This is a genomic window from Streptomyces sp. NBC_01016, assembly GCF_026341035.1.
GTDB lineage: Bacteria > Actinomycetota > Actinomycetes > Streptomycetales > Streptomycetaceae > Streptomyces.
Genome location: NZ_JAPEOQ010000001.1, coordinates 2,121,488 through 2,144,100 on the forward strand (window position 1 = coordinate 2,121,488; position 22,613 = coordinate 2,144,100).

Genomic DNA, 22,613 nt, shown 5'->3' on the forward strand with positions numbered 1-22,613 from the left:
CCGGCTACTCGGGAGAGCCGAGCCAGGTGCGGGCCGCCGCGAGGAAGGCCCGCACCCCCAGCTCGATCGTGGGGTCCTGGAGCGGCGCGTACTGCGGCGAGTGGTTCACCGGGATCTCCGCGGGCAGGCCGCGCGAGGCGAGCGTGCCCGCGTCGTGCCCCGCGAAGGCGGCCGGGTCGGCCCCGCCGAAGTGCCAGAACACCGAGGGCACACCGAGTTCCTTGCCGAACAGGCCGAAGTCCTCGCTGCCGTTGATCGGCTGCGGAAGCACGAGGACGCCCTGCTCACCGAGCGCCCCGCGCAGCCCGTCGATCGTCGTGGCGGTGGCGTCGTCCGTGTTCTCCGTGACGGGGAAGGAGCCGAGCGGGGTGAACTCCGGCTCCTTGGGTGAGCCCGAGGCCTCCGCCTCCGCCCGGACGATCCTGCGCACCGCGGCGAGCACCCGCTCGCGCACCACCGGGTCGACCGAGCGGATGTTGAGCTTCAGCTCGGCCTCGTCCGCGATGATGTTCTCCTTCGTGCCGGCGTGGATCGAACCCACCGTCACGACGGCCGTCTGCGAGGCCCCGACCTCGCGCGAGACCACGGTCTGAAGCCGCATCACGACGGCCGCCGCGAGGACCACCGGGTCGACGGTCGACTCGGGCGTCGAGCCGTGCCCGCCCCGCCCGAAGAGGCGTACGCGGTAGCTGTCGGAGGCCGCCATCACCGCTCCGGGCCGGGTCACCGCGACGCCCGTGGGGAACGGTCCGACGTGCTGCCCGAGGCACACGTCCGGCTTCGGGAAGCGCTCCGCGAACCCGTCGTCCAGCATGTCCCGGGCCCCGCGGCCGACCTCCTCCGCGGGCTGGAACACGGCGACGACGGTGCCGCGCCACGTGTCCCGCTCCGCCGCGAGGAGCGCCGTCACGCCGAGCAGACACGTGACGTGCATGTCGTGGCCGCAGGCGTGCATGACCGGTACGTCGTTGCCGTCGCGGTCGGTGCCGCGCGCCACGGACGCGTAGGGCAGGCCCGTCGCCTCCAGGACGGGCAGTCCGTCCATGTCGGCGCGGAGCAGCACGGTCGGGCCCTCGCCGCTGCGCAGGACCCCGACGACGCCGGTGCCGCCGACGCCCTCGGTCACCTCCCAGCCGCCTTGTTCGCGCAGCCGGGCGGCGACGATCCCGGCGGTGCGGGTCTCCTGGAGGGAGAGTTCGGGGTGGGCGTGCAGGTCCCGGTAGAGCTCGCGCAGGGACGGCAGGAGGCTGTCGAGGGTGGTGGCCGTGGCGGGTGTGGCGGTCATCGGGGCTCTCCTTGTACGGGTACGGGGGTGGGCTCGGTCTCGTCGGGCAGCCGCAGCGCCCGGCGGAAGGTGAGCGTGGTCTGCGGGGTGACGCAGGCGAGGATCGCGGCGAGCACGGCGCCGACGACGAGGAAGCCGAACGCGGCGCCGAATCCTGCCGAGTCCGCGAGCAGCCCCATCGCGGTCGGCGCGACGACGCCACCGGCCTGCCCGCCGAATGTGATCAACCCGGCGGCCGCGCCGGTCAGTTCGGGCGGCAGGCTGCGCAGCGGCACCGCGAAGATCGGCATGTAGCCCAGCGAGGCGGACGCGATCGCCACCGTCATCCAGCCGATGAACGCGACGGTGCCGGAAGATGTCGCCATGAGGATCAGGGCGACCGAGGAGACCGCCATGGCGGGCACCACGATCTTGCGCTGGTTGCCTTCGAAGCGGTCCGCGAGCCGGCCGCCGACGATCACGGCGACGGTCGCGGCGCCGGCGGGCAGGATCGACAGGGCGCCCGCCGAGGTGAGCGCGAGCCCGCGCTCCTGGTTGAGGTACGAGGGCACCCATGTGTTGAGGCCCCACACGATGATGTCGTAGCCGAAGAACATCCCGGCGAACGCCCACATGGTTCCCGAGCGAATCACGGTGCGGGCGGAGCCGGTAGGCCGTGCGTCGGCCTCCGTCCGCTCCCGCTCCGGCAGCCAGAGGCTGACGGCCGCGTACACGAAGACGCCGACGCCGGCGACGGTGAAGAACGCCGAGCGCCAGCCGAAGTGGGCGATGAGCGGCGCCGCGATCAGCGGGGCGACGACCGCGGCGACGGCGTTCGACGACTGCACGATGCCGTTGGCGCTCATCCGCTGGCCGGGCGTCGTCCGCTCGCTGACTGCCTTCATCGAGGCGCCGGGGAAGACACCTTCGGCGATACCGAACAGGAAGCGCACCACCAGAAGGATCGCGAACGAGCCCGCGAGTCCGGTGAGCGCCGTGAACGCGGACCAGATGAGCAGCGCCCAGCAGGTGACGCGCTTGGCGCCGAACCGGTCGGCGAGCATGCCGCCCGGGATCTGGCAGACGGCGTACGCCACGAAGAACACGGAGACCGCGAGGCCCTGCTGGGTGCGGTTGAGGTCGAATTCGTGGCCGATCGAGGGCAGCGCGAGATTGATGACCAGACGGTCGATGTAGTCGATCAGCCAGGCGGCGAAGAGCAGCGTGACCGTGATCTTGGCGCCCTTGTCGAGACGCTCACGTGCGGGGCCTTGCGAGGGTGGGACCACAGGCACTCCTTCTAGAGTGGGCGTGCTGGTGTGGGGGACGGCTCGGAAGTGGGGACAGAATCCGGCCGCCGTGCGGGAAGGGGCCTCAAATGCTGGAAAACGGCAACGCGCACGGTCTCGTGCCAGAATCCGCCGCCTTCGAGGAGGCCGATCTCGCCCTGATCGACGCCTTGCAGACCGATCCGCGCGCCCCGTGGAGCCGGGTGGGACCGGCCGTCGGCATCGACGCGACGACCGCGGCCCGCCGCTGGGCGCGCCTGGAGCGGGCGGGCCTGGCGTGGGTGACGGCGTACGCGGGGCCGACGACGGCCACCGTCGCCTACGTGGAAGTGACGTGCACACCGGGCGAGTTGGAGGAGCTGAGCGCCCGCCTCGTCCGGCTTCCGTGGGTGTTCAGCGCGGAGCACGTGGTCGGCGACTACGACCTGCTGCTCTCCGTCGCGGCGCCCGACCTGCCCGCGCTCGGGCGCCGGGTCAGCGACGACCTGGGCCGCCTGCCGGGCGTGCGCGGCACGCGGACCCGGCTGAGCATGCGGCTCTACCAGGAGGGCAGCGGCTGGAAGGTGCGCGCCCTCGACCCGGCGGGGCGGGCGCGGCTCACCACGGCGGGACCCGGGCCGGGCGCGCCGTCCCGACCGTTCCGGCCCCGCGACGAGGTCGACCTGGCGCTCCTTCGCGAGCTGGGCGCGAACGGCCGTGCCGGGTATGCCGAGTTGGCGTCGGCCGTCGGCGTCGGCGAGTCGACCGTGCGGCGCAGGCTCGCGCGCGAACTGCGCGACCGGGAGATCCTGCTGCGCTGCGATCTGGCCCAGCAGCTGGCGGGCTGGCCGGCCCTCGCCACGTACCGGGCGACCGTCCCGCACGGCACGCTCGACCGCACGGGTTCGGCCCTCGCCCGCCTCCCGCAGATGCGCCTGTGCACGTCGGTCACGGGCTCCTGCAACCTGCTCTTCCAGGTCTGGCTCCGCGACCTCGACGGCATGGCCACGCTGGAGGCCGCCCTGGACGACCGGTTCCCCGCCCTGCGCGTCGAGGACCGCACGGTGACGCTGCGCACGGTGAAGCGGATGGGGCGGGTGCTCGACGACCGGGGGCGGGCCACGGGGTATGTGCCGGTGGGGTTCTGATTGTTCAGGCGTTCTGCTGGGGGTGCGCCGCGCGCCACGCCGCCATCGACGCGTCCCACCCGTCCCCGGACAGCGCCGTCAGCGACGCAGGGAAGAGGCCGTCCTCCTCCTTGGCGATGTGCCGGTGCAGCTCGTCCGTCTCGTCCTTGAGGCGCTGTACGTCGCCGGGGTCCGTGAGGTCGAGGGTGGGCAGCAGCGCGCCGAGCTCGCGGTGCTCGGCGACCAGGGCGTCGATGTAGTCGGCGTACTCCGGGTCGTCACGCATCACCGCGAACAGGCCGTCCTCCTCGCCCTTCCAATGCGAGGCGAGCTCCTGCGCCATCGTGTCGACGAGCGTCCGCGCGGCCGCCACGTCGCCGCGCTCCAGCGCCCGCAGCGCGTCACCGGCGGCGTCGGTGACGCGCTCGTGCTCGGCGATGAACTCCTTGATCAGCGGGATCTCACGGCATCCGCAGTAGTGGCACATGGCCACATATTTACGGCACCGGAAGCTCGAACCAGACGACCTTGCCGGTGGACAGGCGCGTCGCGCCCCACCGCCGGGCGAGCCGGTTCACCAGGTAGAGCCCGCGGCCGCCCTCGTCCGTCGCCCGCGCCTGCCGAAGCCGCGGCAACTGCGGTACGTCGTCGCCCACTTCGCAGCGCAGCACGTCGGTCCGCAGCAGGCGCAGGGTCACCGGACGCGTGGCGTACCGCACCGCGTTCGTCACGACCTCGCTCACCAGGAGTTCGACCGAGTCCGTGAGGTCCTCGAGGCCCCAGCGGTCCAGGGCGCTGCGCGCCAGCCTGCGGGCCCGGCCCGGCGCAGCGTCCTCCGGCTCCAGCGTCCAGTACGCGACGTCGCTCGGCGCGATCCCGTCGAAGCGGGCGGCGAGCAGCGCGATGTCGTCGTCCCGGTCGCCCGGGCCGAGCATGTCGAGGACCTCGTCGCACAGTGCCTCAAGGGGCGGCGGATGGTCGGGGCCGGTCAACTGCGCGGTCGCGGCGAGCCGTTCGCGCAGCTGCTCTATCCCGGTCCACACGTCCCGCAGCCGGGACTCGACGAGCCCGTCCGTGTAGAGGAGCAGCGTCGCGCCCGCCGGGGCGTCCAGCTCGACCGCCTCGAAGTCGACCCCGCCGACGCCGATCGGTGCGCCCGGCGGCACCCGCAGCACCTCGGAGCGCCCGCCGAGGTGCAGCAGGACGGGCGGCGGATGCCCGGCGTTGGCGATGGTGATGCGGTGCGCGACCGGGTCGTACACGGCGTACATGCAGGTCGCCATGCGGTCCGTGCCGAGCCGCTGGGCCTGTTCGTCGAGGTGGTGCAGGACCTCCTGCGGGGGCAGGTCGAGTCCGGCGAGGGTCTGCGCGGTGGTGCGCAGCTGGCCCATGATGGCGGCCGACGTCATCGAGTGGCCCATGACGTCGCCGACGACCAGGGCAACTCGGCTGCCGGGCAAGGGGATCGCGTCGTACCAGTCGCCGCCGACCCGCGCCGTCTCCGCCGCCGGCAGATAGCGCGATGCCAGCCGCACGCCCGTCGGGTTCGGCAGCGTCTCCGGCAGCATCGTGCGCTGCAACTCGTCCGCGATGTACGCCTCGCGGCCGTACAGCACCGCCTTGTCGATGCCGAGCGCGCTGTGCGTCGCCAACTGCCCCGCCACCAGCAGGTCGTCGGCGTCGAACGCGTGCCGGTCGGGGCGGCGCAGGAACACCGCGGCCCCGATCACCCGGCGGCGACCGCGCAGCGGTGCGAGGATCGCGCGCTGGCCGCCCGGCAACGCCCGGTCCGAGCCGAGGAGTTCGGGCAGTGCGGCGAGCGCGGCGGGCGAGTCGGCGAACACCGGGCGTACGCCGCGCAGCACCTCGGCGAGCGCGCCACCGACGCGGACCTCGCACAACTCGGCACTGCCCGCCGTCAGTTCGATCTGCGGGGTGATCGGGACCGTGATTCCCGCGCCCTCGGAGTCCGAGTCGGCGGTGGTGTCGTTGGAGTCCGGGATCCGGTCGGTGCGGCGCAGGCGCAGCACCATGGGCCCGGTCGGCCGCTCGTCGCCCACCGGCAGCGGCTCGCGCAGATACACCAGGATCGCGTCGGAGAACGTGGGCACCGTCGCCCGGCACAGGCCCATCACGATCTCGTCGAGGTCCAGGCCGCGGGCGATCCGCCGGGTCGCGGCGCCGACGAAGCGCAGCCGGTCGCCGTCGCGCCGCATCGCCGTCGGCTGTCCGCTGGGGCGCGGCTGCCCGGTGCGGCGGTCGGCACCCTCCGGAGGCCCGGGCCGCACGGGCTCGGGGGAGGGCGCCACGGGCTGCGCGTGCTCGGCGTCCGGGGTGGAACCGGAAGCTCGCCGTGGCTGCTCCGGCAGGCCTCCGGAGCCCGGGGCGGAGGCCTCGCCGGAGGTCTCTGGGGTGTGCCGAAGGGCCCCGCGGGGGTCGGCGGGGCGGGCCGCCGTTCCGTGGTGGCGGCCTTCGTGGGAGGTGGGATACTCCGTCACGCGTGTCGATTCCGTCCGTCCGGGGCTGCGCGCCGCGTCACTGGCCAGTGCGCCGGCAGTTGGGGAACAGCTGGGGCCAGGGCCTGTCGGGGGTGGCGCCGCTGCCGGTGACCTGCGGCGTGTCCCGTAGGGGACCGGATACCCGGAACCCGCGCTCCGGGAACGGAATCCCTGCGGCCGGGCACGCCGGGGACCTGCGGACAGCTCTGCTCGCGGTCCCGGCAGCCGTCGTGTCCCGGCCCGCCCACTGCGTCGTCTCGCCCACGTTCACGGTCCAGCCGCCCCTCGATGACCTCGTTGACATCGTGTCAGACCAGTTGTGCGTGCCAAGAGTTGTCCCTGGAATCCGCACATCCGGACCGGTGCTCTCTTGCGGAGGACGATCCTACGTTTACCCCATGGGGGCGCATCAAGGGTCTCATGAGGACACGTGCGCGGGCGTACGGTCCCAGTCGGCCGGCAGGGCGGGAACCGGCCACGCCGGGTCCGGGCGCCAGTGCTGCCAGCCGTCCGGGAACGGCCGCCGCCAGTTCTCGATCGCCTCGACCGCCAGGCGCCCCGCGGACCGCACCTCGGACGCCTGTGCGGGGCTCATCAGGCCCACGGCCTGCGCCTGCGCGAACTCGTCCTCGTCGTGCCAGCGCCAGCTGCCGTCCGGGTACACCGACAGGTCGAGGAAGTGGTCCTCCGAGTCGACGCCCCCGGCCCAACGGGCGCGCGGCGCCTCCAGGTTCACGTACCAATTGCGGAACCTCCAGCCCGGCTCCCAGAACAGCCACACCGACCAGGGGTCGCCGGGCCGCGCCAGCTTCAGCACGCCCGTGCCGGACCAGCGGTCGCGCTGAAGGGTGCGGGGCTTGGTGTAGCGGGTGGCGAGCGGCTCGCGGTGAACGGGCGTGCCGTCGGCGATCACCGGCTTCACGCACTCGGTGCCGGGCGCCATCCACACGGCGAGCAGCTCGTCGGTGTCCTGGACGACCGTGACCGGACGGCAGATGTGGAAGCCGTCGCCCCCGTTGGCGCGGTAGCGCCACAGGATCGGCTCACCGGGCGCCCAGCGCCCTCCACTCTCGGTCATCCGGTAGTCGTCTGTCATGCACAGATATTAGGTGCCAACGGCATACGACGCTGCGGTGCGTATCACGAATACGCCAACCGACCACGGGCTGTTACGGCCGCGTCATCCGCAGGACATCGAGCGCCTCGTCGAGCTGTTCCACGGTGAGGTCGCCCCGCTCCACATAGCCGCCGTCGAGGACGACTTCACGGATGGTGCGCCGCTCGGCGAGCGACTTCTTGGCGACCTTGGCAGCCTCCTCGTAGCCGATGTACTTGTTGAGCGGCGTGACGACGGACGGGGAGGACTCGGCGTACTCGCGGGCGCGCTCGCGGTTGGCGGTGATGCCGTCGACGGTGCGGTCGGCGAGCAGCCGGGAGACGTTGGCGAGCAGCCGGATGGACTCCAGCACGTTCTTGGCGATCACCGGGAGCATCACGTTCAGCTCGAAGTTGCCCGCGGCGCCGGCCGCGGCGACCGTCGCGTCGTTGCCGGTGACCTGGGACGCGACCATCAGCGTCGCCTCAGGAATGACCGGATTCACCTTGCCCGGCATGATCGACGAACCGGGTTGCAGATCCGGGAGGTTGATCTCCGCGAGCCCGGTACGCGGTCCGGACGCGGCCCACCGCAGATCGTTGGCGATCTTCGTCAGGCCGACGGCGATCGTCCGCAGCTGGCCGCTCGTCTCCACGATCCCGTCGCGCGCGCCCTGCGCCTCGAAGTGGTCGCGGGCCTCGGTCAGCGGCAGCCCCGTCGCGCGCGCGACCTCGGCGATGACGGCGGCCGAGAAGCCGGGCGGGGTGTTGATGCCCGTGCCGACCGCGGTGCCGCCCAGGGGGAGTTCGGCGAGGCGGGGGAGCGAGGCGGTCAGCCGCTCGACGCCGTACCGGACCTGCGCCGCGTAGCCGCCGAACTCCTGGCCGAGAGTCACCGGCGTCGCGTCCATCAGATGCGTACGCCCCGACTTCACGACATCGGCGAACTCGGCGGACTTGCGCTCCAGGGACGCGGCCAGGTGCTCGAGGGCCGGGATCAGGTCGTGGGTGACGGCGGCGGTGGCGGCGATGTGGATGGAGGAGGGAAAGACATCGTTGGACGACTGCGAGGCGTTCACGTGGTCGTTCGGGTGCACGTCGCGGCCCAGGCGCTCGGTGGCGAGCGTGGCAAGCACCTCGTTGGTGTTCATGTTCGACGACGTACCGGAGCCGGTCTGGAACACGTCGATCGGGAACTCGTCGTCCCAGCGGCCCTCGGCCACCTCTGCGGCGGCCGCGGCGACGGCCTCGGCGATGTCCTTGTCGACCACCCCGAGCTCCGCGTTCACCGTGGCCGCCGCGCCCTTGATGCGGGCGAGGGCCTCGATGTGGGCGCGCTCGATGCGCTGCCCGGAGATGGGGAAGTTCTCCACGGCGCGCTGCGTCTGGGCCCGCCACTTCGCGGCGGCGGGCACGCGGACCTCGCCCATGGAGTCGTGCTCGATGCGGTACTCGCCGTCGGTCTCGCTCATCCCGGATACGTCGCTCATACCAGGTACAGCGAATACGACGGCGGGGTTGTTCCGGAACGCCGGAACAACCCCACCATCGTGTGATGCCTACTGGTTACGAGAGGCCGGGGCCGCGCACCGGGATGTGCGTGAAGGTCGGCTCGGGCGCCGGGTTCTGGAAGAAGTCGTTGCCCTTGTCGTCCACGACGATGAACGCCGGGAAGTCCTCGACCTCGATCTTCCAGACGGCCTCCATGCCGAGCTCCTCGTACTCGACGACCTCGACCTTCTTGATGCAGTCCTGCGCGAGACGCGCGGCCGGGCCGCCGATGGAGCCGAGGTAGAAGCCGCCGTGCGCGTCGCACGCGTCGGTGACCTGCTTGGAGCGGTTGCCCTTGGCGAGCATGACCTTGGAGCCGCCCGCGGCCTGGAACTGCTCCACGTAGGAGTCCATGCGGCCGGCCGTGGTCGGGCCGAAGGAACCGGACGCGTAGCCCTCGGGGGTCTTCGCCGGGCCCGCGTAGTACACGGGGTGGTCCTTCAGGTACTGCGGCATCTCCTCGCCGGCGTCCAGGCGCTCCTTGATCTTGGCGTGCGCGATGTCGCGGGCGACGACGAGCGGGCCTGTCAGGGAGAGGCGGGTCTTCACCGGGTGCTTGGCCAGCTCGGCGAGGATCGCGTCCATCGGCTGGTTGAGGTCGATCTTCACGACGTCGCTCGACTCGTCCTCGGAGAGGTGCTCGTCGGTCGTCTCCGGCAGGAAGCGCGCCGGATCCGTCTCCAACTGCTCCAGGAAGACGCCCTCGGCGGTGATCTTCGCGACGGCCTGGCGGTCGGCGGAGCAGGACACCGCGATGGCGACCGGGCAGGACGCGCCGTGCCGCGGCAGGCGCACCACGCGCACGTCGTGGCAGAAGTACTTGCCGCCGAACTGCGCGCCGATGCCGATCTTCTGCGTCAGCTCGAAGACCTTGTCCTCCAGCTCCTTGTCGCGGAAGCCGTGCCCGAGCTCGGAGCCCTCGGCCGGGATCTCGTCCAGGTAGTGCGCGGAGGCGTACTTGGCGGTCTTCAGGGCGTACTCGGCGGAGGTGCCGCCGACGACGATCGCGAGGTGGTACGGCGGGCAGGCGGCCGTGCCCAGGGAGCGGATCTTCTCCTCCAGGAACTTCATCATGGAGGACTCGTTCAGTACGGCCTTCGTCTCCTGGTACAGGAACGACTTGTTGGCGGAGCCGCCGCCCTTGGCCATGAAGAGGAACTTGTAGGCGCCGCCGTCCGTCGCGTAGAGCTCGATCTGCGCGGGGAGGTTCGAGCCGGTGTTCTTCTCCTCCCACATGTTCAGCGGGGCCATCTGCGAGTAGCGCAGGTTCAGGTTCTGGTAGGCGTCGTAGATGCCCTTGCTGAGGGACTTCTCGTCCTCACCTTCGGTGAGGACGTTCTGCCCGCGCTTGCCCATGACGATGGCGGTGCCGGTGTCCTGGCACATGGGGAGCACGCCCGCGGCCGCGATGTTGGCGTTCTTCAGCAGGTCGAGCGCGACGAACTTGTCGTTGCCGGACGCCTCGGGGTCGTCGATGATGCGGCGCAGCTGCGCGAGGTGCGTCGGGCGCAGGTAGTGCTGGATGTCGTGGATGGCCTCTTCGGCGAGCTTGCGCAGCGCCTCCGGCTCGACCTTCAGGAACGTACGGCCGTCCGGCCCCTCAGCGGTGGAGACACCCTCCGAGGTCACCAACCGGTACGTGGTGGGGTCCTCACCTTGGGGAAGCAGATCGGTGTACGCGAACTCAGGCATCTCGCCCATTCCTCACTCGACAGAGACAGCAGCTGGCATCCGTTGGCAGCGCCAACCAGCGTAGAACCTGGTCGGGCGGCCGAGCCTGTGAGGTAAGGCTCAGTTGGCCCCTGGCGGTCCAGGACGGGGGGTGTCGCGATCTATCGCGTTTCGGTACTCTGCTGTCGTGGACCTTCAAAAGCGCCCTTCGCAGCCCGCGCCCAGTGCTCCCGTGGCGGAGCCCACCGACCTGCGCGCGTCCGACGCCGACCGCGACCGGATCGCCGACATCCTGCGCGAGGCACTCGCGGAGGGCCGGCTCGACGCGGAGGAGCACGCCGAGCGGATCGACGGGGTCTACCGCGCCAAGACGGTCGGTGAACTGGAGCCGCTGGTCCGCGACTTGCCGGGCACCCACGCGCCGCACCGCCCCGCGCCCGACCCGGGTCCCGCCCCGAGCCGGCCGGCGCCCGGCACGGTCCCCGCGGTGGCCGACGAGAACCTGGTGGCGGTCCTCAGCTCCACGACGCGCAAGGGCCGTTGGCGGGTGGGCCGCCGCACGCACGCGTACGCGATCTTCGGCAACGTGGAGATCGACCTCAGCGAGGCGATCTTCGAGTACCCGCAGGTGTACATCAAGGCGGTCTCCGTGTTCGGCAACGTGGAGATCCGCGTCCCCGAGAACATCTCGCTGCGCGGCAGCGGCGCGGGCGTCCTCGGCAACTTCGAGGTGGACACGCTGGACGCGCGCGAGCCCGAGGCGCCCGTCGTGTACGTGGACGGGGTGGCGGTCCTCGGGAACATCGAGGCGAAGCCGAAGCGCGGCAAGCTCATCCAGAACCTGGAGAAGCACCTGCGCAAGCACCTCGGCTGACGCCGGCGCCCCGGTGGCTGCCGGGCGGTGAACTCCCTTATGTGCTCTGGAACTTCCGTGCTTCGGAACTCAGTGCATAGGAGCCGACACAGCGGGTAGAGCTTGCTGCATCGTCGCCCGCTCGCGAAAGCCGTCGTCAGCCGTCGTCAGGAGTAGACCGTGCTGCACCCGCCGCATCAGTCCCTGCAGGTCACCGCCGTACCGCAGCAGCGCGAGCCAGTCAGGGGCAGGGATCAGGACGCTCCATGGCACACGGAGGCGGTGTGCAGGCGTGACGAGGCGGGGCTCTTCTTCGCCCCTTCCAAGGAACCGACCGCCGCGCGTCTCGCGCGCGAGGAGGCGGCCAAGCGGGTCTGTGCCCGCTGCCCCGTCATGGTCGAGTGCCGGGAGCACGCACTGCTCCAGCCGGAGCCGTACGGGGTGTGGGGTGGCCTCACCGCGGCCGAGCGCCGAGTGGTCCTGGCGAGGCGGCGCCGCCGCGAGGTCGAACTCAAGAACGCCCCGCGCACGGCGTTGGCCGGCTGAACCATTTCAAGCACCGGCTAAATCAAGCCCCGCCGGCGATTGAGGCGCGGGGTCCGGGGCGGAGCCCCGATCTTTTCAACCCCGCCTCTGGACGAGAGCCCGCGGGGTCCGGGGCAGCGCCCTGCGGCGTCAACCACGGACCCCCGCAACCTACTTCGCCCGGTCGAAGTCAATCGCGCTGTAGGCACGCAGCTTGCTCAGCCGATGCGTGGAGTCGATCTGCCGAATCGTCCCGGACTTCGACCGCATCACGAGCGACGACGTGTGCGCCCGCTCCGAGTCGTACCGCACCCCCCGCAGCAGCTCGCCGTCGGTGATCCCCGTGGCGACGAAGAAGATGTTCTCGCCGGAGACCAGGTCGTCCGTGGACAGCACGCGGTCCAGGTCGTGCCCCGCGTCGACCGCCCGCTGCCGCTCCTCGTCGTCCTTCGGCCACAGCTTGCCCTGGATCACACCGCCCAGGCACTTGATCGCGCAGGCCGAGATGATGCCCTCGGGCGTGCCACCGATGCCGAGCAGCAGGTCGACGCCGCTGCCCTCGCGCACGGCGAGGATCGAACCGGCGACGTCGCCGTCCGAGATCAGCTTGATGCGGGCGCCGGTCTCCCGGACCTCCTTGATGATCCCCTCGTGCCGCGGCCGGTCGAGGATGACCACGGTGATGTCCTCGGGCGCGCGCTTCTTCGCCTTGGCGACGCGGCGGATGTTCACCGACACCGGGGCGTTGATGTCCACGTAGTCGGCGGCCTCGGGCCCGGTGACCAGCTTGTCCATGTAGAACACGGCGGACGGGTCGAACATCGTGCCGCGGTCGGCGGCGGCGAGCACGGCGATCGCGTTCGGCATGCCCTTCGCGCAGAGCGTCGTGCCGTCGATCGGGTCGACGGCGATGTCGACCTCGGCGCCGGTCCCGTCGCCGATCCGCTCCCCGTTGAAGAGCATCGGGGCCTCGTCCTTCTCGCCCTCACCGATGACGACCACGCCGTTCATCGAGACGGTGGAGACGAGGGCGCGCATGGCGCGCACGGCCGCGCCGTCCGCGCCGTTCTTGTCGCCGCGGCCCACCCAGCGGCCGGCGGCCATCGCCGCGGCTTCGGTGACCCGGACGAGTTCCAGGGCAAGGTTGCGGTCGGGGGCCTCGGAAGGGACCTCGAGTTCGGACGGAAGCTGGTGATGCTCGGTCATCGAGACGCACCTTTCTGTTCCGGGATTCACCGGATTGTTCGGCTTCACCGGGATACGACGACGGCCGGACGAGGGGTTGGTATGGGAGGACTCTATCGTCAGTCCGACAATCTGAGCAGACCGCCCCACGGATGAGCGGGCATGCGCATGTCGGACTACGTGAATCCGGACCTCCCGGCAGAGATCATCCGGCGACCTGCGACGATGGGGCGCGTGGCAGCAAGAAACGGTAAGAAAACGGTCGGCAGCCTGGTCCTCTCGCTCGGCGTCTGCGTCGTCGCGGCCGGCGTGATCTACCTCTTCGTCCCGCACGACGATTCCGGTGAGCCGCAGGTCAAGCGCGTCGACTACAAGGTCGAGCTGTCGACGGCCCGCCGTGCGGCGCCGTACCCGGTGGCCGCCCCCGCGGGCCTCTCGCACGACTGGAAGCCGACCTCCGTGCGCTACCAGGGCACTTCGAACGACGCGTGGCACCTCGGGTTCCTCGACCCGGACGGGCAGTACGTCGCCGTCGAGCAGGCGTCCGGAGCGTCGAAGGGGTTCATCGACAAGGTGAGCCAGGGTGCGTCGGCGACCGGTCGCACGCAGCGGATCGGCGGCGAGACCTGGGAGCGCTACAAGGGCGAGAAGTACGACGCCCTGGTGCTGAAGCAGAAGGGCTCCACCACGGTGGTGACCGGCACGGCCGACTTCGGCGGACTGACGAAGATGGCCGAGGCGCTGGAGGCGAAGCGCGAGAAGGTGTGACCGCTCGGTTCACCACATCCACCACGTACGAGGAAGGGCCCCGGCCGAAGCCGGGGCCCTTCCTCGTACGTCAGCGCGGAACTCAGATGGTCGTGATGACCTGCTCCTGCTCCAGGCGCGGGGAGCGCGGGAACCAGGCGTCCTCGCCCGGCTTGCCGATGTTGATGACCATCAGCGGGGTGTGGTCGTCGTCCAGGAACTCCTTCTGGACACCGGCGAAGTCGAAGCCGGTCATCGGGCCGGCGGACAGGCCGGCGGCGCGCACGCCGATGATGAAGTAGGCGGCCTGCAGCGTCGCGTTCAGCGTGCCGGCCTGCTCGCGGACGGGGCGCTCGGAGAAGAACATGTCCGCGATGCCCGGGGCGTGCGGGAAGAGCTGCGGCAGCTCCTCGTGGAACTCGTGGTCCGTGGAGAGGATCGCGACCAGCGGGGCGGTGGCGGTCTTCGGCTGGTTGCCCTCGGCCATGTGCTTGACGAGGCGCTCGCGGGCCTCGTCGGAGCGGACCAGGGTGATGCGCAGCGGCGACTGGTTGAAGGCGGTCGGGCCGTACTTGACCAGGTCGTAGATCGCGGCGATCTGCTCGTCGGTCACGGGCTCCGACGAGAACGTGTTCGCGGTGCGGGCCTCGCGGAACAGCAGGTCCTGCGCGGCGGGGTCAAGAACGAGAGACATGGATCAACCTTCTCGGTGCGACGGTCACGGCTGCGGCGATCCGTTCTGTCCGGATCGGCCCACATGGAAGACGGTACGCCGATGAGGTTCAACCTTCAACCAAACGCTTCGTGACCCTCTTCACAAGGGGGTCACGGGTGGGCGGCCGGTCGACCCGAGGGGCGCGTCACTCCTCGTCGGCGCCCTCGGTCTCCCCGGTCCCCTCGGCCTCCTCGCCCTCCTCCGCGAGCGCCGCGTCCAGGCGGGCACGCGCGCCGTCCAGCCAGCGGCGGCACACCTTCGCCAGCTCCTCGCCGCGCTCCCACAGGGCGAGGGACTCCTCCAGGGACGTGCCGCCGGCCTCCAGGCGCCGTACGACATCGATCAGTTCGTCCCGCGCCTGCTCGTAGCCGAGCGCCTCGTCGGCCGGCTGTGCCGTCTTCGTAGCCATCCTGTTGTCCGTCCTCACGCTTCGGTTACTCGTACGGTGAATTCGCCCTCGGCGACGCGGGCCCGCAGCTCCTCGTCCCCCGCCACCTCGTCCGGGCCGCGCACCACATGCCCGTCCGGCTTCTGGAGCACCGCGTAACCCCGCTTCAGGGTGGCCGCGGGGGAGAGCGCGACCACGCGCGCGTGCGTGTGCGTCAGCTCCGACTCGGCGCGGTCGAGGAGGTGGCCGAGGGTGCGGCGGGAGCGCTCGGTCAGCGCCGCGATCTGTTCCTCGCGCTCGTCGACCATGCGGTGCGGGTCCTCTATCGAAGGCCGGGAGAGCGCCGCCGCGAGGCCCCGCTCCTCCCGCTCCAGGAGCGCCTCGACGCTGCGCCTGGCCCGGTCCCGCAGCCAGCTCACCCGCTCGTACTCCTCGCCGACGTCCGGTACGACCTTCTTCGCCGCGTCCGTCGGCGTCGAGGCGCGCAGGTCGGCCACGTAGTCGAGCAGCGGGTTGTCCGGCTCGTGTCCGATCGCGGAGACGACGGGCGTACGGCAGGAGGACACCGTCCGCACCAGCTGTTCGTCGGAGAACGGGAGCAGGTCCTCCACGCTGCCGCCGCCGCGCGCCACGATGATCACGTCGACGCCGTCGAGCGCGTCCAATTCCTTGACGGCCTGGACCACTTGCGGCACCGCGTGCACCCCCTGCACCGGTACGTTGCGCACCTCGAAGCGGACGGCGGGCCAGCGGTGCCGCGCGTTCTCCAGCACGTCGCGCTCCGCGGCCGAGGCGCGGCCGCAGACCAGGCCGATGAGCTGCGGCAGGAACGGCAGCGGCTTCTTGCGGTCGTCCGCGAACAGGCCCTCCGCGCCCAGCGCCTTCTTCAACTGCTCCAGGCGCGCGAGCAGTTCACCGACGCCGACCGGGCGGATCTCGGCGGCCCGCAGCGAGAGCTGCCCGCGCGGCGCGTACCACTCCGGCTTCGCGTGCACGACGACGCGGGAACCCTCGCGCACCACGTCCGCCACCGCGTCGAACACCTGCCGGTAGCAGGTCACCGCCACGGAGATCTCGTGCGACGTGTCGCGCAGCGTCAGGAACACGACGCCCGCGCCCGGTCTGCGGGACAGCTGCGTGATCTGTCCCTCGACCCACACGGCGCCGAGCCGGTCGATCCATCCCCCGATGAGCCGCGACACCTGCCCGACGGGCAGCGGGGCGTCCGCGGACGTGTTGACAGCCATGCCGTGAGCGTAGTCGCAGGCACCGACATCGCAGGTGGTCCCGGGTGCCGGTGCCCCGCGCGGCCGAGGCCCTGGGGCCTCAGCCCGCCGTGTCGCCGTCCGCCGACGGCACGGCCGGCTCCCGGCCCCGCTGCACCGCGAGCACCACGAGCCCGATGACCAGCCAGATCGCGCCCACCACCTGCGCCGTACTCGATGCCTCGACGATCACCGCGACGGTGATCACCGCGCCGACGACCGGAATCAGGATGTGCCGCCACCAGCTCACCGCGCCGCCACGGCGACGTACCGCGAAATACCCCACCACGCTCGCGTGCAGCAGCGTGAAGGCCGTCAGGGCGCCGATGTCGACGACCGAGACCAAGTGGTCCATGCCGTCGTCCCGGCTGGCCGCCCACACCGCCGCGACGAGCGTGATCACCGCGGCGAGCAGCAGCGCCACCCGCGGCACCCCGGCGTACGTCCGCGAGAGCGCCTTCGGCAGCCGCCGGTCGCGGGCCATCGCGAAGAGCAGCCGCCCGGCCGCCGCCTGCCCGGCGAGCGCCGCGAACGCCGCGCCGATCGCCTTGCTCACCGCCACCAGGTCGTGCAGCCACGAGCCCACGGACGCGTCCACGGCGTCGTAGAAGGCGCTGCCCTGCTTTCCGGGGTCGGCGGCGAGCTGCGCCGACGTGGTGGGTTCGAGCAGGGCGACCAAGTAGGTCTGCGCGACGAACAGCACACCGGTGAAGACGAGGCAGAACAGCACGGCCCGCGCGACCTTCGCCGAGCCCCCGGTGACCTCCTCCGCGAACGACGCGATGGCGTCGAAGCCCAGGTACGAGAGGACCGCCACGGACACCGCGCCGATCACCGCCGACAGCGCGAACGCGCCCTGCGTGCCGTCGCCCGTCAGCGGGGACAGCCAGTCGCGCCGCGGCCCGTCCGTGGCCAGGACCACGACCGCCGAGACCATGAAGACCAGCAGGACCACGATCTCCAGCGCCAGGACCGCGAACCCGACCCGCGCCGCGGCCCGCACACCCCACAGGTTGAGCAGCGTCGTGATCACCACCGCGAGCGCCGTCCACACCCACTGGGAGACCGAGGGGACGAGCGAGTTCATCGCGATGCCGGCGAAGAGATACGCGACCGCGGGGATCAGTACGTAGTCGAGCATCGCCATCCAGCCCGCGATGAACCCGGGGCCCTTTCCGAGACCCGCGCGCGCGTAGGCGAAGACCGAGCCCGCCTGCGGGGCCACCTGCACCATCTGCGCGTAACTGAATGCGGTGAACGCCATCGCGATCGTCGCGACGATGTAGACGAGGGCGACCGCACCGTGCGATTTCGCGTCCAGGGTGCCGAAGACGCCGACGGGCGCCATGGGGGCGATGAAGAGGAGCCCGTAGACCACGAGGTCCCGGAAGCCGAGACAGCGCCGCAGGGCGGTCTCTTCTTGGGTGGTGTCGGCGGACATCGTGCCTCCGTAGATCTCGTACACCGCGCAGACACCCAGTCTCCCCACCAGGACGATCTTTGGCCCCCTGGGGTGGCCCTTACGATGGGGGCATGACTGCAACTCCCGGCCCGCCGCCCGCCACCACCCCAAGCGGAGACGCTCCGCGTCGCAGTGACAACCGCCGCGTCCTGCTCGCCGCCCCCCGGGGTTACTGCGCCGGTGTGGACCGTGCCGTGATCGCCGTCGAGAAGGCCCTCGAGCAGTTCGGGGCGCCCATCTATGTCCGCCACGAGATCGTGCACAACAAGTACGTCGTGCAGACCCTGGAGAGGAAGGGCGCCATCTTCGTCGAGCAGACGGAGGAGGTCCCCGAGGGCTCCATCGTGATGTTCTCGGCGCACGGTGTCGCACCGACCGTCCACGAAGAGGCCGAGCGCGGCAAGCTCGCCACCATCGACGCCACCTGCCCCCTGGTGACCAAGGTCCACAAGGAGGCGATCCGCTACGCCAAGGACGACTTCGACATCCTCCTGATCGGACACGAGGGCCACGAAGAGGTCGTCGGCACGTCCGGCGAGGCCCCCGAGCACATCACGCTCGTCGACGGCCCCGAGGACGTCGCCAAGGTCGAGGTCCGCGACCCGGAGAAGGTCGTCTGGCTCTCCCAGACCACGCTCTCCGTCGACGAGACGATGGAGACCGTCGACGCCCTCAAGGGCAAGTTCCCCGGACTGATCTCGCCGCCCAGCGACGACATCTGCTACGCCACCCAGAACCGTCAGCTCGCCGTGAAGCAGATGGGCGCCGAGTCCGACCTCGTCATCGTCGTCGGCTCGCGCAACTCCTCGAACTCCGTGCGTCTCGTCGAGGTCGCCAAGCTGGCCGGCGCCCGCGACGCCCACCTCGTGGACTACGCCTCCGAGATCGACGAGTCCTGGCTGGACGGCGTCACGACCGTCGGCGTCACCTCCGGTGCCTCGGTCCCGGACGTCCTCGTCGAGGAGGTCCTGGAGTACCTGTCGAAGCGCGACTACGCGGACGTGGAGATCGTGAAGGCGGCCGAGGAGTCGATCACGTTCTCGCTGCCCAAGGAGCTCCGCCGCGACCTGCGCGCGGAGGCCCAGTCGCTGGTCGGCGAAGCCGGAGAGTCCGCTTCCAAGGAGTGACTGTCGGTCTCCCGCCGTAACGTGGAGTCATGCAGATCTTCGGTGTGGACATCGGCGGATCCGGGATCAAGGGCGCCCCGGTCGACCTGGAGCGCGGCGATCTCGCCCAGGAGCGCCACAAGGTGCTGACCCCGCACCCGGCCACGCCCGAGGGCGTGGCCGACGGGGTCAAGCAGGTCATCGACCACTTCGCCGACGTGCGGCCCGACCGGGTCGGCATCACGTTCCCCGGCGTCGTCACCGGCGGCGCCACGGTGCGCACGGCGGCGAACGTCGACAAGAGCTGGGTCGACGTGGACGCGCGGGCCCTGCTGAGCAAGAAGCTCGGCGGGCTCCCGGTCACGGTGCTCAACGACGCGGACGCCGCGGGCGTCGCCGAGATGAACTTCGGCGCGGGCCGCGGCCGCAAGGGCACCGTGCTGCTGCTCACCTTCGGTACGGGCATCGGGAGCGCCCTGTTCACCGACGGCGTCCTCGTGCCGAACACGGAACTGGGCCACCTGGAGCTGAACGGGCACGACGCGGAGAAGCACGCCTCCACGAAGGCGCGCGAGGACCACGACCTCAGCTGGGAGCACTGGGCGCACCGCGTGCAGAAGTACCTGGCGCACGTGGAGATGCTCTGCTCGCCCGAGCTGTTCATCATCGGCGGCGGGGTCAGCCGCAAGGCGCACAAGTTCCTGCCGCTGATCAAGGGCATCAAGGCCGAGATCGTCCCGGCCGAGCTGCAGAACAACGCGGGGATCGTGGGAGCGGCGATGACGGCATCGCGCGCGTAGTGCCCGCCTCGCTCTTCGGAAGTCAACTGCGCGCAGTCGAATCTACGTGGGGTCGGCTACGCGCAGTCGACTACGCAGTACGGCGCCGTGGTCCCGGCGCCTGGGAAGAGGACTGGGACGAGGGCTGCGCGGCGGACGGCTGCCGGCCACCGGCCCGCCGCACCGCGGCCCGCCGGGCCATGAGCCGCACCTTCCGTACGGTCACGAGCACACCGGTGATGAGCGTCCCGCCGTACAGCCAGATCGCGCTCATGGCGAGCGTCGTCGCGACCCCCATGACCTGCTGCCCGAAGCCACCCGTGCCCTCGGAGATCGGCACGATGCCGACGGCGAACGCGATCGGCACCACGACCGGCGCCGTCACCAGGTCCGCGCCCCGCACCCACACCGCCGTAAGCCCGCTGACGAGCAGGAACAGCACTCCGTAGACGGCCGGGGAGCCCCCGAACAGCAGCTGGTCGAGGGACCCGAAGACCAGCATCGCGGCGATGCAGAACAGTCCGCTGCCCCGCCCCGTGAGCCGTGGGTTCGGGAAGCGGAGGGGGCGGCGCCCGGGAGCCGGGCCCCCACCGGCGGCGCGGTACACGGTGGCGGACTCACCGGACGGCACGGCGCCGTCCTGGCCGCCCTGCGCCTGCGGCGGCAGCGGGGCCGTGCGGCGGGGCCTGGCCTGCGGGGGACGCGTCCTGGGTTGCTCCACAAGCCCAAGATAGATGCGCTTATGTGCCCAATAGGCCAAGGGACACGCACTTTGGCCGAGCTTGACCGCGCTTGGCGGAAGTCGGCCGGGTCGGGCGAGGCCGTAGACTGGTGGATCGCCCTGCCCCACACCACCACATGACGTACGGGAAGTCGCAACGTGTCGCTCACGATCGGAATCGTCGGTCTGCCGAATGTCGGCAAGTCGACCCTGTTCAACGCCCTGACCAAGAACGACGTGCTCGCGGCCAACTACCCGTTCGCCACGATCGAACCGAACGTCGGCGTGGTCGGTGTCCCCGACGCCCGCCTCACGAAGCTGGCGGAGATCTTCTCCTCCCAGAAGGTGCTCCCGGCCACGGTCGACTTCGTCGACATCGCGGGCATCGTGCGCGGCGCCTCCGAGGGCGAGGGCCTGGGCAACAAGTTCCTGGCGAACATTCGCGAGTCCGACGCGATCTGCCAGGTCATCCGCGCCTTCCAGGACGAGAACGTCGTGCACGTGGACGGCAAGGTCGAGCCGAAGAGCGACATCGAGACGATCAACACCGAGCTGATCCTCGCCGACCTCCAGACCATCGAGAAGGTCCTTCCGCGCCTCCAGAAGGAGTCGCGCATCAAGAAGGACATCGCTCCGAAGGTCAAGGCGGTCGAGGCGGCCAAGGAGATCCTGGAGAAGGGCGAGACGCTGTCCTCCCAGGGCATCGTCCAGGGCTCCGACAACGAGGAGCTCCTCCACGACCTGCACCTCCTCACGACGAAGCCCTTCCTCTACGTCTTCAACGTCGACGAGGACGAGCTGACCGACGAGGCCTTCAAGGACGAGCAGCGCGCGCTCGTCGCCCCGGCCGAGGCGATCTTCCTCAACGCCAAGCTGGAGGCGGACCTCGCCGAGCTCGACGAGGAGGAGGCCCTCGAACTCCTCCAGTCCGTCGGCCAGGAGGAGCCCGGCCTCGCCACGCTCGCCACGGTCGGCTTCAACACCCTCGGCCTCCAGACCTACCTGACGGCAGGCCCCAAGGAGTCCCGTGCCTGGACGATCAAGAAGGGCGCCACGGCCCCCGAGGCGGCCGGTGTCATCCACACCGACTTCCAGAAGGGCTTCATCAAGGCCGAGGTCATCTCCTTCGCCGACCTGGTCGAGACGGGCTCGGTCGCCGACGCCCGCGCGGCCGGCAAGGCGCGCATGGAGGGCAAGGACTACGTGATGCAGGACGGCGACGTGGTGGAGTTCCGCTTCAACGTGTAGCGGGTCAAATCTCGCCGGTCATGGCTCTATGAACTGATACGTCCTCTGGTTACCCTCCGCCGCATGATTCCGACGGTTGTCTGGGGTACCGGAAATGTCGGCCGCGCGGCCATCCGTGCCGTCGCGGCCCACCCGGGGCTGAAGCTCACGGCAGTGCTCGTCCACGCCCCCGACAAGGTCGGCCGCGACGCGGCCGACCTCGCCGGGCTCGAGCAGGATCTGGGGGTCCCGGCGACCGACGACATCGACGCGGTCCTTGGCGCATCGCCGCGGGCCGTGGTGTACGCGGCCTCCGGCGACCTCCGCCCCGACGACGCCCTCGCCGACATCGCCAGGGCGGTCCGGGCCGGCGCCGTGGTCGTCACCCCCGCGCTCTACGCCCTCTACGACCAGCGCAACGCCCCGCCCGAACTGCGGGATCCGGTCCTCGCCGCCATCGCGGACGGCGGCGGCTCGCTGTTCGTGTCCGGTGTCGATCCCGGCTGGGGCAACGACGTACTGCCGCTCCTCGTCAGCGGACTCGGCAGCACCGTCGACGCGATCCGCTGCCAGGAGATCTTCGACTACTCCACGTACGACCAGGAGGATTCCGTACGCCACCTGATCGGCATGGGGCACCCCATGGGCTATGAGCCGCTGATGCTCGCGGAGAGCGTCCCGACCATGGTGTGGGGCGGTCAGATCCGGCTGATGGCCAGGGCCCTGGGCGTCGAACTCGACGACATCCGCGAGACGTTGGAGCGCCGCGCGCTCGACTCGTCGGTGACCACCCGCACGATGGGCGACTTCGAGGCGGGCACCCAGGGCGCGGTGCGGTTCGAGGTGCAGGGCATCGTCGGCGGCGAACCCCGCATCGTCATCGAGCACGTCACCCGCATCCACCCGTCCTGCGCACCGGACTGGCCGACACCGCCCGACGGCGCGGGTGCCCACCGGGTGATCATCGAGGGCCGCCCGCGCATCGAGGTCACGGTCGAGGCCACCGACGAGGGCGAGAACCGGTCGGCGGGCGGCAACGCCACCGCGGTCGGCCGCCTGGTCGGCGCCATCGACTGGCTCGTGGCCGCGGAACCCGGACTCTACGACGCGCTCGACGTCCCGCTGCGCCCCGCGACCGGAAAGCTCGGAAGGAGCAAGCAATGAGC

General features: G+C 71.0%; 21 protein-coding genes. 8 read left to right on the forward strand and 13 right to left on the reverse strand.

Annotated elements, in window-relative coordinates; genetic code table 11:
- Positions 1–4 precede the first annotated feature (4 nt).
- On the reverse strand, positions 5–1,285 hold the full coding sequence (locus tag OG746_RS10040) for an amidohydrolase (protein WP_266713599.1): 1,281 nt from the start codon (positions 1,283–1,285) through the stop codon (positions 5–7).
- The gene (locus OG746_RS10045) at positions 1,282–2,553 is read right to left on the reverse strand and encodes an MFS transporter (RefSeq protein ID WP_266713600.1); all 1,272 of its coding nucleotides are present in this window, start codon (positions 2,551–2,553) and stop codon (positions 1,282–1,284) included. The genes OG746_RS10040 and OG746_RS10045 overlap by 4 nt, the downstream gene beginning before the upstream one ends.
- Before the next feature lie 89 nt (positions 2,554–2,642).
- On the opposite strand from OG746_RS10045, the gene OG746_RS10050 reads away from it, so the two are divergent.
- Positions 2,643–3,680, forward strand: coding sequence for an Lrp/AsnC family transcriptional regulator (locus tag OG746_RS10050; protein ID WP_266713601.1), 1,038 nt, complete (start codon positions 2,643–2,645; stop codon positions 3,678–3,680).
- A 4-nt stretch (positions 3,681–3,684) separates the two neighbouring features.
- Here the strand turns inward: OG746_RS10050 and OG746_RS10055 are convergent, their stop codons facing one another.
- The 5 genes from OG746_RS10055 to OG746_RS10075 form a co-directional block, all read right to left on the reverse strand.
- Complete coding sequence (locus OG746_RS10055) at positions 3,685–4,146, reverse strand: hemerythrin domain-containing protein (protein ID WP_266713602.1); 462 nt, start codon at positions 4,144–4,146, stop codon at positions 3,685–3,687.
- 10 nt (positions 4,147–4,156) lie between these two features.
- A complete protein-coding gene (locus OG746_RS10060) occupies positions 4,157–6,157 on the reverse strand; it encodes an ATP-binding SpoIIE family protein phosphatase (RefSeq protein WP_266713603.1) in 2,001 nt (666 codons plus the stop codon).
- Positions 6,158–6,575: 418 nt separating this feature from the next.
- Positions 6,576–7,253: a cytidylyl-2-hydroxypropylphosphonate hydrolase gene (gene fomD / locus OG746_RS10065; RefSeq protein ID WP_266713604.1), complete on the reverse strand. Its 678-nt coding sequence runs from the start codon at positions 7,251–7,253 to the stop codon at positions 6,576–6,578.
- 73 nt (positions 7,254–7,326) lie between these two features.
- Entirely contained in the window at positions 7,327–8,724 is a 1,398-nt protein-coding gene (locus OG746_RS10070; RefSeq protein ID WP_266718827.1) for a class II fumarate hydratase, read from the reverse strand.
- A 94-nt stretch (positions 8,725–8,818) separates the two neighbouring features.
- Positions 8,819–10,495, reverse strand: a complete 1,677-nt coding sequence (locus OG746_RS10075; RefSeq protein ID WP_266713605.1) for a fumarate hydratase — start codon at positions 10,493–10,495, stop codon at positions 8,819–8,821.
- A gap of 166 nt (positions 10,496–10,661) precedes the next feature.
- Between OG746_RS10075 and OG746_RS10080 the strand changes: the two genes are divergently transcribed.
- Positions 10,662–11,348, forward strand: coding sequence for a DUF1707 SHOCT-like domain-containing protein (locus tag OG746_RS10080; RefSeq protein WP_266713607.1), 687 nt, complete (start codon positions 10,662–10,664; stop codon positions 11,346–11,348).
- A 159-nt stretch (positions 11,349–11,507) separates the two neighbouring features.
- Complete coding sequence (locus OG746_RS10085; protein WP_266713609.1) at positions 11,508–11,873, forward strand: WhiB family transcriptional regulator; 366 nt, start codon at positions 11,508–11,510, stop codon at positions 11,871–11,873.
- 150 nt (positions 11,874–12,023) lie between these two features.
- On the opposite strand, the gene glpX is transcribed toward OG746_RS10085, so the two are convergent.
- Positions 12,024–13,058 (reverse strand): class II fructose-bisphosphatase, encoded by a 1,035-nt coding sequence (glpX, locus tag OG746_RS10090; RefSeq protein WP_266713611.1) that lies wholly within the window; start codon positions 13,056–13,058, stop codon positions 12,024–12,026.
- Between the two features lie 204 nt (positions 13,059–13,262).
- Between glpX and OG746_RS10095 the strand changes: the two genes are divergently transcribed.
- Positions 13,263–13,805, forward strand: coding sequence for a DUF4245 domain-containing protein (locus OG746_RS10095; protein WP_266718829.1), 543 nt, complete (start codon positions 13,263–13,265; stop codon positions 13,803–13,805).
- 82 nt (positions 13,806–13,887) lie between these two features.
- On the opposite strand, the gene OG746_RS10100 is transcribed toward OG746_RS10095, so the two are convergent.
- From OG746_RS10100 to OG746_RS10115, 4 genes are all read right to left on the reverse strand, one after another.
- Entirely contained in the window at positions 13,888–14,478 is a 591-nt protein-coding gene (locus tag OG746_RS10100) for a malonic semialdehyde reductase (RefSeq protein WP_266713613.1), read from the reverse strand.
- Positions 14,479–14,644: 166 nt separating this feature from the next.
- Complete coding sequence (locus tag OG746_RS10105; protein ID WP_266713615.1) at positions 14,645–14,908, reverse strand: exodeoxyribonuclease VII small subunit; 264 nt, start codon at positions 14,906–14,908, stop codon at positions 14,645–14,647.
- A 14-nt stretch (positions 14,909–14,922) separates the two neighbouring features.
- Positions 14,923–16,134, reverse strand: a complete 1,212-nt coding sequence (gene xseA, locus OG746_RS10110) for an exodeoxyribonuclease VII large subunit (RefSeq protein ID WP_266713617.1) — start codon at positions 16,132–16,134, stop codon at positions 14,923–14,925.
- Positions 16,135–16,213: 79 nt separating this feature from the next.
- Complete coding sequence (locus OG746_RS10115; protein ID WP_266718831.1) at positions 16,214–17,593, reverse strand: APC family permease; 1,380 nt, start codon at positions 17,591–17,593, stop codon at positions 16,214–16,216.
- 92 nt (positions 17,594–17,685) lie between these two features.
- On the opposite strand from OG746_RS10115, the gene OG746_RS10120 reads away from it, so the two are divergent.
- Positions 17,686–18,741, forward strand: coding sequence for a 4-hydroxy-3-methylbut-2-enyl diphosphate reductase (locus OG746_RS10120; protein WP_266713619.1), 1,056 nt, complete (start codon positions 17,686–17,688; stop codon positions 18,739–18,741).
- Positions 18,742–18,770: 29 nt separating this feature from the next.
- Positions 18,771–19,520: a polyphosphate--glucose phosphotransferase gene (ppgK, locus tag OG746_RS10125; protein ID WP_266713621.1), complete on the forward strand. Its 750-nt coding sequence runs from the start codon at positions 18,771–18,773 to the stop codon at positions 19,518–19,520.
- Positions 19,521–19,590: 70 nt separating this feature from the next.
- Here the strand turns inward: ppgK and OG746_RS10130 are convergent, their stop codons facing one another.
- The gene (locus OG746_RS10130) at positions 19,591–20,220 is read right to left on the reverse strand and encodes a DUF6542 domain-containing protein (RefSeq protein WP_266713623.1); all 630 of its coding nucleotides are present in this window, start codon (positions 20,218–20,220) and stop codon (positions 19,591–19,593) included.
- Positions 20,221–20,379: 159 nt separating this feature from the next.
- Between OG746_RS10130 and ychF the strand changes: the two genes are divergently transcribed.
- Positions 20,380–21,468 carry a redox-regulated ATPase YchF gene (gene ychF / locus OG746_RS10135; protein WP_266713625.1) on the forward strand — a complete coding sequence of 363 codons (1,089 nt, stop codon included), beginning with the start codon at positions 20,380–20,382 and terminating at the stop codon, positions 21,466–21,468.
- A gap of 63 nt (positions 21,469–21,531) precedes the next feature.
- Positions 21,532–22,611, forward strand: coding sequence for an NAD(P)H-dependent amine dehydrogenase family protein (locus OG746_RS10140; protein WP_266713627.1), 1,080 nt, complete (start codon positions 21,532–21,534; stop codon positions 22,609–22,611).
- The last annotated feature ends 2 nt before the right edge of the window (positions 22,612–22,613 follow it).